General features: G+C 64.9%; 10 protein-coding genes. 6 read left to right on the top strand and 4 right to left on the bottom strand.

Annotated elements, in window-relative coordinates; translation table 11 throughout:
• Positions 1-37 precede the first annotated feature (37 nt).
• The 4 genes from LQ954_RS09285 to LQ954_RS09270 all read left to right on the top strand — a co-directional run bounded on the left by LQ954_RS09285 (position 38) and on the right by LQ954_RS09270 (position 3,607).
• Positions 38-694, top strand: a complete 657-nt coding sequence (locus tag LQ954_RS09285) for a LysR family substrate-binding domain-containing protein (RefSeq protein ID WP_231022847.1) — start codon at positions 38-40, stop codon at positions 692-694.
• Between the two features lie 125 nt (positions 695-819).
• Positions 820-1,497 carry a DUF1013 domain-containing protein gene (locus LQ954_RS09280; protein ID WP_227771850.1) on the top strand — a complete coding sequence of 226 codons (678 nt, stop codon included), beginning with the start codon at positions 820-822 and terminating at the stop codon, positions 1,495-1,497.
• Between the two features lie 238 nt (positions 1,498-1,735).
• A complete protein-coding gene (locus LQ954_RS09275) occupies positions 1,736-2,824 on the top strand; it encodes an MBL fold metallo-hydrolase (RefSeq protein WP_231022846.1) in 1,089 nt (362 codons plus the stop codon).
• Between the two features lie 84 nt (positions 2,825-2,908).
• The gene (locus tag LQ954_RS09270; protein ID WP_231022845.1) at positions 2,909-3,607 is read left to right on the top strand and encodes a TonB family protein; all 699 of its coding nucleotides are present in this window, start codon (positions 2,909-2,911) and stop codon (positions 3,605-3,607) included.
• Between the two features lie 198 nt (positions 3,608-3,805).
• Here the strand turns inward: LQ954_RS09270 and purH are convergent, their stop codons facing one another.
• The 4 genes from purH to LQ954_RS09250 form a co-directional block, all read right to left on the bottom strand.
• A complete protein-coding gene (gene purH / locus LQ954_RS09265) occupies positions 3,806-5,377 on the bottom strand; it encodes a bifunctional phosphoribosylaminoimidazolecarboxamide formyltransferase/IMP cyclohydrolase (protein WP_231022844.1) in 1,572 nt (523 codons plus the stop codon).
• A gap of 135 nt (positions 5,378-5,512) precedes the next feature.
• Entirely contained in the window at positions 5,513-7,249 is a 1,737-nt protein-coding gene (locus tag LQ954_RS09260) for a heparinase II/III family protein (protein ID WP_231022843.1), read from the bottom strand.
• Complete coding sequence (rpe, locus tag LQ954_RS09255; RefSeq protein ID WP_227771855.1) at positions 7,246-7,905, bottom strand: ribulose-phosphate 3-epimerase; 660 nt, start codon at positions 7,903-7,905, stop codon at positions 7,246-7,248. Before rpe ends, LQ954_RS09260 begins: the two co-directional genes overlap by 4 nt.
• 137 nt (positions 7,906-8,042) lie before the next feature.
• Positions 8,043-9,335 (bottom strand): RsmB/NOP family class I SAM-dependent RNA methyltransferase, encoded by a 1,293-nt coding sequence (locus tag LQ954_RS09250; protein ID WP_231022842.1) that lies wholly within the window; start codon positions 9,333-9,335, stop codon positions 8,043-8,045.
• Positions 9,336-9,376: 41 nt separating this feature from the next.
• Between LQ954_RS09250 and LQ954_RS09245 the strand changes: the two genes are divergently transcribed.
• Together LQ954_RS09245 and LQ954_RS09240 are read left to right on the top strand one after the other, a co-directional pair.
• A complete protein-coding gene (locus tag LQ954_RS09245; RefSeq protein ID WP_231022841.1) occupies positions 9,377-9,538 on the top strand; it encodes a DUF1674 domain-containing protein in 162 nt (53 codons plus the stop codon).
• Between the two features lie 117 nt (positions 9,539-9,655).
• A complete protein-coding gene (locus tag LQ954_RS09240; protein WP_231022840.1) occupies positions 9,656-11,509 on the top strand; it encodes an AsmA family protein in 1,854 nt (617 codons plus the stop codon).
• Positions 11,510-11,535: the final 26 nt, after the last annotated feature.

Below are 11,535 nucleotides of genomic sequence, written 5' to 3'. Positions count from 1 at the left end.
GCCCGTAAGATGCTGCCTTCAGGCAGTATTTCACGCGATGCACCCTTTGTTCCCTTTGACCGCCGGCGACCGCTCCTCCCACACGCTGGCGATCGGGTGCTTCGCCTCGCTGTGCCGCGACCGACTGGCGGAACCGCTGGTGGCGTTCACCACCACCCACCCCGATGTTGCCGTCGGCGTGCATGACATGAGTCTTGGCGAGTTGCTTCCCGCCGTGGAGGCAAGGCGGATCGCCATCGCCATCTGTCCGTGCGAGCCGGTGGAAGAGCTCGCACACACCAACCTTTGGATCGACCATGCCGTTGTGGCGATGAGCCGGGATCACCCACTCGCGGCCGCGCCCTCGATTCACGCGGCGCTGCTGCGGGAGGAGGTGCTGCTGATCTCCCGCGATCGCAACCGGGCGCAGCTTAATCGCTTCCTGATCGAGCGGCTGTTCGCAAGCACGCCTCCCGCACGGATCATCGCGGACCCGCGCAACGATCGACTGCTGGAGCGGGTGTCGGCAGGGGAAGGTATTGCCCTGTTATGCGAAAGCCAGGTTGATGCCAGCCTCGCACCATTGGTGGTGCGGCCGCTGGCCGACGCACGCGCCAGCTTTCGCCTCCGCGCTCATTGGCACGCGAGCGATGGCGCTCCGCCGCTCGACACGTTGCTCGACTTGCTGACCGCCAGCCGCGAACCGCGGAACTAACCGAGTCGGGCGGATCAGGCGGACAGTGCTTGCCCTTGCCGTCCGGGCACATTAAGTCACAGCAGGTTAAGCGGCCGCTCCGGTAAGGGGCGGCCCTATTTGTTTATACCGAAAGGCATTCACGCATGGCCCAGCCGCTCATGCCCCACGCGACCGCTTCCTGGCTGGTCGACAATACCTCGCTCACCTTTGAGCAGATTGCCGAGTTTTGCGGCCTCCATGTCCTTGAGGTGCAGGCGATCGCTGATGACACGGCGGCGACCAAGCTGACCGGCCGCGATCCGGTGCGCGCGCATGAGCTGACCCAGCTTGAGATCGACAAGGGTCAGGCCGATGCGAACTATCGCCTGAAAATGACGAAGGGTCCGGAGCAGGTCCGCCGCACGAAGGGCCCGCGCTACACGCCGGTATCCAAGCGCCAGGACAAGCCGGATGGCATCGCCTGGATCATCCGCAATCATCCGGAAATCAGCGACGGCGCAATTTCGAACCTGATCGGCACGACGCGCACAACAATCGCGGCGATCCGTGATCGCACGCACTGGAACATCGGCAACATCACGCCGAAGGACCCGGTGACGCTTGGCCTGACGACCCAGCGCGAGCTTGATGCCGCGGTGGCAAAGGCAGCCAAGGGCGCCGGCTCCGAGCCGCAGCCCACCGACACCCGGCTTGACGGTGATCGCGCAGCCCTGATCGAGCAGCTTCGTGCCGAGCGCGAGCAGGCGGCCCGCGACGCCGAACTGGCCGGCGGCGAAGGCGGCGAGGATCGCCCGCTGTTCGACGATCCGTTCCGGCGCTAATGTCACTTGCCACCGCGCGGTGGTTGCGGCCGGTCTTCCGGCAAGCACCGCCGCGTCGGTGAGGGCGGCACTTGGCCGTCCCGAAAATAACGGATCGGCATCGGGCGGTAACCGGCGGGCTGGCGCCGTTACTGCCGGTGCTTACCCGCTGTTCCCGCTCGAGGTGTAGCGCCGCGATGCCGCGCGAACGCCAACTAAACTCTCGACGTAACGATTGTTATGCTGATAGCGTCGCTGCATGGCGACGGCATATCTACGCACGCTGATCGGGGATGAGGGCCTGACGCCCACCAGCTCCGCCGGTCTGACCTTCCCCTTCGGCGATCGCGGGCCGCAGCCGGGCGAGCTGCTCAGCCTCATGGACGGGATCCGCTGGTGGCGCGTGCCAATGTCCGGTCCCCTGAAGCACGTCAACGGCCTGATCCTGGACGACGGTCCCGATCTCGTCGCGATCGACACCGGCACCGCCAGTCCGCGCTGCACGGAGGCGTGGCGCACGATTCTTGACGGGCCGCTCGCCGACAGCCGGATCGGCCGCATCCTGTGCACCCACATGCACCCCGATCACGTCGGCCTCGCAGGCTGGCTTTCGCGCAAATTCGATGACGCGGCGATCGTCATGACGCGCACCGAGTGGCTGATGGTCCGCATGCTTTCGGCCGATGCCCAGCCCGAAGTACCCGAGGAACAGATCGCCTTTTGGCAGGGTGCTGGCTGGGACGAGGAGCAAGTGGCGCACGGCAAGGCACGCGGCTGGTCGAGCTTCGGCAAGGCGATTTCACGGATGCCGGTTTGCTACACCCGTATCCAGGACGGCGAGGTGATGCGCATCGGCGGCAGCGACTGGCACGTCGTCACCGGCAGCGGCCATAGTCCGGAGCACGCCTGCCTCGTCGATTACGACCGCCGCGTGCTCGTCGCCGGCGATCAGGTGCTGCCCAAGATCAGCTCGAACGTCTCTATGCACGTCAGCCAGACCAACGAGGATCCGCTTGGCGACTGGCTGCGCTCGATCGAGCGGTTCAAGCAATTGCCCGACGACCTGCTCGTCCTTCCCGGGCACGGCGACCCCTTCTACGGCCTGCACACCCGTCTCGACGCCTTGCGCGACGAACATCTCGATCGCCTCGACGCGATCGTCGACCTGATGGCGAGCGGCCCGGTCCGCGCAGTCGACTGCTTCAAAGTCCTCTTTCGCCGCCCGATCGGCCTCGACGTCATCGGCATGGCCACTGGCGAGGCGCTTGCGCACCTGCGTCGCCTGGAGCTCGAAGGCCGAGCGGTGCGCGAGGTAAAGAACGGCGTGTGGTGGTTCGCGCGCGCTTAGTGGAAGCTGTGTGCTAATACCTACCCGGCACTCGAACTCCACAAGTGGCGATCTCTTCGCCTTTCGAATGCTGGTGCAACCGGCATGAGTTCAAATTGGCAGATCACGCCTGCACAATTAAGCGCCAGTGCGCTGCTCGGCCTCTGTTCAACAGCCATGCTCAGCCCTGCTGATGCGAAACTCGCGGGTCCCGCTGATCTTAGCGCAGGACCAACCGCGATCCGCCCTGCCAACTGGGTCAAGGCAACAGATTTCCCAAGCGATGCGCTCGACAAGGGTCAGAAAGGAACCGTCAATTTCTCTATCGCGGTGGATGCGACAGGCGCGGTTTACCGTTGCGAGATAGTCCGTTCCAGCGGCACGCCGTCTCTTGATGAACGGGCGTGCTTGTTGATGAAGCGTAATGGAAGGTTCAAACCAGCGCTTGATAAACACGGAAACCCGATCCCCAGCGAACACACACGTCGGATCGCGTGGGATACCAAAGCACCGCTGACTAGTAGCTATGACGTGGTCGCAACCGTTCAGGCGTTAGCCTCGGGCAAAAAGGCTGCTGATTTCTCCGTCCGCCAAATAGTGTCAGCAGATGGCACGGTTGAAAGTTGCGGAATCGAGAGATCTAGCGGGGATGCGGATATAGATCGACAAGCATGTAAGCTGGCTTCTCAACTCCTTCCGCCACGAAAAATTCGCGCAGCCGACAACACGCCGATCCGGGGGCTTCGCGTGTCTAGATTGGCTCTTTTGGTTGATGACGCGCTGAAAGGGGCGGCCTTACCATGACCCGTTAGTTCGGTGTCATTTCCCGATGGCTCGGCCGCCAGGCGCGGTATGCTCCGACGCCGCCGCTCGTTCTTTTGGCATCAATCGAGAAGCACTTCGTTTATCGCGGCCTCTGGATCGCGGCAGAAAGCCCACGGCTTCATTCTACACCCGAGCCAAGTGCCGCCGCCCGTGATCACGGACGGCGGTCTATGCTGATCAGTGCCGGAAGTGCCGCATGCCGGTGAACACCATCGCGAGGCCTGCCTCGTCGGCCGCCGCGATCACCTCGGCATCGCGGATGGAGCCGCCGGGCTGGATCACTGCCGTCGCGCCCGCCTCGACAGCAGCGAGCAAGCCGTCGGCGAAGGGGAAGAACGCATCCGACGCCACTGCCGAACCGATCGTGCGTGGGCTGGCCCAACCGGCCTTATCGGCCGCATCCTTTGCCTTCCACGCCGCAATGCGGGCCGACTCCAGCCGGTTCATCTGCCCTGCGCCGACTCCGGCGGTGCTGCCGTCCTTGGCATAAACGATCGCGTTCGACTTCACGTGCTTCGCCACGGTCCAGGCGAAGCGGCAGTCCGCCAGTTCCTGCGCGGTCGGCTGGCGCTTGGTCACCACCTTCAGCATGTCATCGCTCAGAACGCCATTGTCGCGTGACTGCACCAGCCAGCCGCCCGCGATCGTCTTCGCCGTAAGGCCGCCGCGCGCCGGATCGGGCAGGCCACCGGTCAGCAGCAAGCGCAGGTTCTTCTTTGCCGCAAACAGCGCGATTGCTTCCTCGTCGGCATCCGGCGCCACGACCACTTCGGTGAAGATCCCGGTGATCGCCCTCGCAGTTGCTGCATCCAGCGGGCGGTTGAGCGCGATGATGCCTCCGAACGCCGAGACGGTGTCACACGCGAACGCCGCCTCATAGGCCTCGGCCAGCGTCGCGCCGGTCGCCACACCGCACGGATTGGCGTGCTTCACGATCACGCAGGTCGGCTCCGCATCGCGGAACTCGCTCACCAGTTCCAAGGCAGCGTCGGCATCGTTCAGGTTGTTGTAGCTAAGCTCCTTGCCCTGCACTTGCCGCGCCTGGCCAATGCCGGGGGTCGACGGGCCAGCGTGGCGGTAGAAAGCCGCCTGCTGGTGCGGATTTTCACCATAGCGCAGCACAGTCGGGGCCTCGAGCGTGAAGGGCAGGGTCGCCGGAAATTGCTCGTCCTGATCGGACAGGCCGAACCAGCTGGCGATCATGCCGTCATAGGTCGCGGTCGCCGCAAAGGCCTTGGCGGCCAGCCGCTTGCGCTCTTCGAGCGTGGTCTCGCCCCGCGCGACGATTGCGTAATCCGCAGGATCAGTGACGATCGCGACATAGGCGTGGTTCTTCGCTGCTGAGCGAACCATGCTGGGCCCGCCTATGTCGATATTCTCGATCACCTCCGGCCGGTCAGCGCCCTTGGCCACCGTCTGCGCGAAGGGATAGAGGTTTACCACGACGAGATCGATCGCTCCGATCCCATGCTCCTCCATCGCCGCCGCGTGCGCGGCATCGTCACGCACTGCAAGCAGACCACCATGCACCATCGGGTGAAGCGTCTTGACGCGGCCGTCCATCATCTCGGGAAAGCCAGTCAGGTCGGACACATCACGCACGTCGAGCCCAGCGTCGCGAAGCGCCTTGGCGGTGCCGCCAGTGGAGACGAGTTCTACGCCTCGGCCTGCGAGCGTCCGGGCAAGATCAACAATCCCCGTCTTGTCGGAAACGGAAAGCAGGGCACGGCGGATGGTGATGGAGGTCATGGTAATCCTGCTGCCCTTCCTGCGCGGGAGGAGGGGCTGGTGGGTGGACGTCAGGTGACACGCCACCGGCTGGGCCGGGAATGCCACGGGCTCGCGCCTCCCCTACTCACTCCCTCGCCGGGAGGGGAGCCTTAATCAGCGCGCCCGCTTCAGTAGCCATCCGACGGTCGCCCCGCCCGCCTCGGCCGCGCCGCCGATCACCAGTTGCTGTGTGGCAATCGGCCGGCCTTCACCATCGATCCAAAGGCTTTCCTCGATCGTCAGCGATTCGCCGCGGGTGCGAAACTGCCATATGGCGCCGCCGGGGACGCGTAATACGGCCCCCAGTCCGTCGGCCGTCAGAGAGGCCTCGACCGCTTGCCCCAAGTGGAAACGAATGGCGAAGGGGGATGGCCCGGGCTGCCGCCTTCGCCCCTTGGGCAGCAGCACGTCCTCGCCACGAAGCTCCTTGCCGTCAGCGGTGAGAATCAGTTGCCGGCGATGAACGAACCCATGGCGGCGCACATAGCCGTCATGGCTCGCCTCGATGCGGCTGGCGTTTTCCGACTCCTGGCGGGTGAGTTCCACTTCCGCCACGCCCCGGCCCAGCGTCCCATCGGCATGGACGGCCGTAGAATTGGTATCGGCAAGCGTCAGGGTGGAATGGGCGGCGGTCGTCCGCAGACCTTCAATCAGGCCCCGCGGCAATGCCGGCACCGCCGACCGCGCTCCGCCGCAGTTCACGACGATCCGGGACGGCCCGTCCGAAAGCTCAAAGGCCAAGGTGGAGGCACAACCACCTTCCAGCACCCGCGCGATCGGCGGCGGGGCTGCATCGACCAGAAGCACGGTGGTGCCCGCCACTAACCGCTGATAGCCCCAATCCCGGGCCTGCCGGAGCGGCCGTGCACGCACCCCGCTCGCCTCGATCACCTGCGCCACGCGATCTGCCGGGACTGGCCCTCCGCCCTGCCAACTCGCCAGCCCGCGATCGGCATGGCACGTACCAAGGAGCGCCGGGACCATCCGCGATAGGGCTTCTTGCGCGAAGCCAGGCAGATCCTGGCGCCGGGCAGCATAGCTTTCACGTAGCGTGACGATCAGGCCGATAGTCTCCAAAAGTGCCTCGGGGGAGCGGCTAACGACCCCGCCGTCGGCCGATAGTGCCGTTCCCAATGCTCTTGCGAGGCCGGCTTCGCCGAAAGCTTTGCGCGGATCCCCGCCGGGAATGAGCAGCCCGGCGGCAATGACCCCGCACCACGCGGCGACCCGGTTCGGCCCCGGCGAGGCCTTGTCCGCACTGCTGTCAACATGCCGCGCCCCTCGCGCGAGCGCGTTCAAGACCTTGGATCGGTACACAAGATCCGTCGAGGACAGGATCAGCGGAGCGTGAGACGTCCAAAACAGGATCCGCCGCCCCCAGAGATCCGGGCGCCAGGCGAGTGCGGTGATCCGGTCCGCATGAGCTGCGAGCCACCGCTCCATCAGATCCTCGGCGATCGGCGCGCCTTGAGCGCGCGTGGCGACGCTCGAAAGATCGCGAAGCCATGCAAAGCTATGGAGATATTCGGCAAATGCGGGCGACGGCGAGAAGCTGCGCAGATCGAGCCCGGCAATCTGATGGCTTTCGCCCCGGTAGAGAAGGTGGCCGTCCAGCAGCGCCTGACCGCGCGCCACATCGCCGAACAGGGGGTCGTCGGGAACGGCAATCAGCTTGAGCGGATAACGACCCTTCAGCCGAAAGCCGTGGATCGGCGTGCGCCAGGTCAGGCGGTGAAAGCGATCGGTCAGGCGCTCGGCAAGCGACAATCCCTTGTCGCCGCCAACGCGCACCAGCCGCTTGCCTTCGTCGATCCCGTCGGCAGTGGAAAGATCGTCCGTCCGTTCGCTCATGCGCCCCTTAACGCGCGAATATTGTCGGCATAGGCATCAGGGCCACCGCGGAAAGTAGCCGTGCCCGCAACCAAGGCATCCGCACCGGCGTCAACTGCCAGCCGAGCCGTACGCACATCGATACCGCCATCCACCTGAAGGTCGATATCGCGGCCGCTGGCATCAATCATCTTCCGGATCGCCGCGATCTTGCGCAGCTGGCTGTCGATGAAGCTCTGGCCGCCAAACCCGGGGTTGACGCTCATCACCAACACAAGATCGACCATGTCGACGATGTAATCCAGCATCTTGGCCGGCGTGGCCGGATTCAGGACAACGCCCGCACGCTTGCCTAGCGACTTGATGTGCTGGAGCGACCGGTGAATGTGCGGGCCCGCCTCCGGATGGACGGTGATCGTGTCTGCCCCCGCCTCCGCAAAGGCATCCAGATACGCATCGATTGGCGAGATCATCAGATGCACGTCGAACGGCTTCGCCGTGTGCGGGCGGAGTGCCTTAACCACTGCCGGGCCGATCGTGATGTTGGGGACGAAATGCCCGTCCATCACATCGATGTGGATCCAGTCCGCGCCCGCCGCGTCAATCGCGCGCACTTCCTCGCCCAGCTTGGCGAAATCGGCAGAAAGGATCGACGGGGCGATACGGACTGGCTTCAACGGTTCACTCGCTCGATTGTTGTTCGGCCTGCCTGTCGGAAGACTGCCTGGATCCCTCGAACCGAGAAGGCGGTGGCTCCGATCAGCGCAAGCCGGACAAATGGGGCAACGGGAAAAATCCTTAACGCCCGATCGGTTCAGGCGGAAGCGCGCAGAAGCCGCGCGACGAAAAAGCCGTCGCACCCCCCGACATCGGCAAGAGTGCCGGGGAGCGTCCGCACGTAGCCGCTGTCATTCGGCTCGATCCCGGCCGGCAGCTCTTCAGCTGCTGGAGGCTCGAGCGTGTAGTCGGGATGAGACGCCAGGAAGCGATCCAACTGCTTTTCTCCCTCCGCGGGTTCAAGCGAGCAGGTAGCATAAACGAGACGCCCTCCTGGCCGGACCCAGGTGGCTGCGCGATCAAGCAGGCGGGACTGCAAGGCGGCCATTTCTTCGACCACACCAGAATGCGCGCGATAAAGAACGTCCGGATGGCGGCGAAAAATGCCCGTGGCGCTACAAGGGGCGTCCAACAGCAGCGCGTCGAACGGCTCCGCAGGAGACCAATCCAACGCGTCGGCGATCACCACCTTTGCAGGCAAGTGGGTGCGCGCAAGATTCTCGTGCAACCGAGCTGCGCGGGATGGCGCGATCTCCAGCGCCGTGACATCCCAGCCGGCTGCTGCCAGCTGCATGGTCTTGCCTCCGGGCGCTGCGCATAGATCGAGGACTTTGCCCGGCCCCCTGCCCAGCAAACGCGCGGGCAACGATGCCGCCACGTCTTGCACCCACCAGTTGCCCTCAGCATAGCCCACCAGCTGCGTGACCGGTGCGGCATCCACGAGCCGACGGTGATCCGCCGCCAGGCTCGTGCCCTCCGGAGCGAGCGCGTCGGGGCTCGCGAGTGTCAGGTCGAGTGGCGGAGGTGCCGCTATGGCGGCAGCGGCGGCAGTGGCCACCTCCTCGCCCCAAGCCGCACGCCACCGATCCGCCACTGCACTAGGAAGCGAGGGCAACTCAGGCAGCATTGCGCCGCCGCGGGTCAGGGCGCCGAACACGCCATGAACCAGCTTGCGCGGACCGCCATCCACCAAGGGCAGCACCGTGGCGATTGCGGCGTGCGGCGGGGTCCCAAGTGCCAGCGTCTGAACCAGGGCGACGCGCAATGCGGTCCGCGCCTTCGCATCGTCCGGCAGCGGCTGGCGAGTCGCCGAGTCGATGAGTGCATCCAGATCAGGCAAACGACGCAACGCCTCAGCCGCGATCGCATGGGCAAGGCCGCGATCTGCCCCTTCCAAGCCGCGCGCTGCCGAAGGCAGCGCCGCCTCGAGAGGCTCGCCGCGGCGTAAGACTGCGTCCAAAAGCCGCAATGCGGCCCGGCGGGCAGCTGTGCCTGGCGGATCAGCGGGGCGGCGGTTTGCGGTAGGACGGGGCTTGGCGGGGGAAGGCATCGGGCCCATGTGGCGGCTTACGGCCTTAACCGGAAGAGCTGATGTCAAAACGCCCTCCTCATGTGAAACCGCCCGCCTATCTGTCGCCCAACAAGCCTGTACCTGCACCGGCACCGATGGAGCGTCCGGCGGAAGACCCGCTCGGCCGTGATCCGGTGCGTTATGGGGATTGGGAGAAGAAGGGCATTGCCGTTGATTTCTAATTGAGGCCGCTTGAACGCAATTGTTCTGCGTGATTGAGGGGTTGAAGGGATTGAGCCAGTCGCAGTGACCTCCTTTCGCAACCGGAACGAAGGCGGGTTCCAAACGTCTCAGCACCGATGTTGAGCCCGCTACTGCGCCCACGTCTCCGGATTGCGGCCGTCCTGATCACAGCCCTCATCACTATCCTGGCGGTAACGCTCGCTGCGTTTCCTTGGGGATTGCTGAAGGGCTTACTAGAAAGTCGAATGACGGCACGCTTCGGGCGTCCGGTTGCCATTGGCGCCATGGAGCGCGTCGATAATTTCGGGTTTACGACCTCAGTTCGACTCCGCGATGTGCGGATCCCAGGTCCAGCCTGGGCCGGTTCCGCCGATCTGGCGCGTGTGGCACGCATGGAAGTCGGCTTCAGTGCGCTATCGCTCGTCACAGGCCGACTGGCGCTTGAGGACGTCTCGATCGAAGGGGCGCAACTCAACCTCGTCCGCGCGGCTGACGGACGTGAGAACTGGCGCGGCAGCACCGGTCGCGGCGGAATCGGCGGCGGGGGACTTGATCAACTCGTCGTGCGCCAATCGCGGCTGAGGTATCGCGACGATAAGCAGAACCGCAATTTCGACCTGGCGATTGAGTCCGATCCGGCTGTGGGTCTGCGTGTGAAGGGCACCGGCGAGATCCGCGGCACGCCGGTGCGCGTCGCCGCCAAGGGACCAGCGATCTCCGGCGAAAAACAGGGCAAATGGCCGTTTGATGCCCGGCTGATGGGCGATGATCTCTCGATGCATGCCAAGGGCACTATGGCGGCGCCGCTCGACACTGAGCACATGTCGCTGGAGGTTACGGCGCGTGCGAGCGACCTGAAGCTCGTCGACGCGGTGATCGAAGCAGGCCTCTTTCACACTCAACCAGTCGTGCTTACCGCCAAGGTGCGACGTGAGCCGGATCGTTGGTTGATCGATCGACTCAACGGACGGATCGGCAGGTCTGATTTTTCAGGGCAACTCACCGTCATCAAGACGGCAGGCAGAACGAAGCTCGACGGATCGTTCGAGTCTCGGCAGCTCGACTTTGACGACCTCTCTTCCGACGAGGGCTTGCGAAGAGCCGCAGTGAAGAAGCAGGCCGCCGGACCCCGGATCGTACCCGACACGCGGGTGAACTTGGCCAAGATCGGCCGAACGGACGGGCGCATCAGCCTGAAAGTCTCCCATATCGTGAGCCGGCACGGACCTTCTTCGTTGACCAGCCTCGCCGGCACTTTGGTACTGGATCACCGTGTGTTGACGGTGTCCCCGCTGACCATCGGCCTTCGCCAAGGGCGTATTACCGGCACAGCCGTGATCGACCAAGGTAAAGACGGGCCGGTCCCGCTGGTTAGGCTCGATCTCCGGCTGACTGGCAGCAGCATCCCGGCGCTTGCCGGCGGCGGTGGAACCGTCACGGCTCGCGTTGACGCACGTGCCGTTCTTGCCGGCCGCGGGAGCACCATCCGTGAGGCCGTCGGCAACTCAAGCGGGCGGATCGGCCTTGCTGCTCGCGATGGGGAGCTGCCCAAGGAGATTGCCGAAGCCCTCGGCTTCGATGCCGGTGGGGCGCTTCTCGCAAGACAGGCGGACCGTGCAACATTGCGGTGTGTGATCGTCGGGCTGACAATGCGCAATGGCAGCGGGCGCGTCGGACCATTCGTGGTGGATACGTCGCAAAGTCGGCTGGATGGCCAAGGAACCATCACCTTCCCCGATGAACAACTATCCATCCGGCTGACCGGCGCGCCAAAGCACGACGCGGTGCTGAAGCTGCCCGGTTCGGCAATCATGAATGGCACGATCAGCGAGCCAAACGTCGTCGTGCCGCGGCAGGTCAAGTCGGTCGGCAACGTACTCAAGGCTATTGGTCGCGCGATCACGGGTCGGCAGGGACCAGCGGCTCAGGAAGCAGATTGCGGTGCCCTTACCCGCCAAGTGCTGCAATAGCTCCGCTTCGCTAACGCCTGCGCCGG

This window comes from Sphingomonas sp. IC-11 (assembly GCF_021043365.1).
Classification (GTDB): domain Bacteria; phylum Pseudomonadota; class Alphaproteobacteria; order Sphingomonadales; family Sphingomonadaceae; genus Sphingomonas.
Note: the sequence above shows the minus strand (reverse complement) of the source record. Positions and strands in the feature narration are given on the sequence as shown.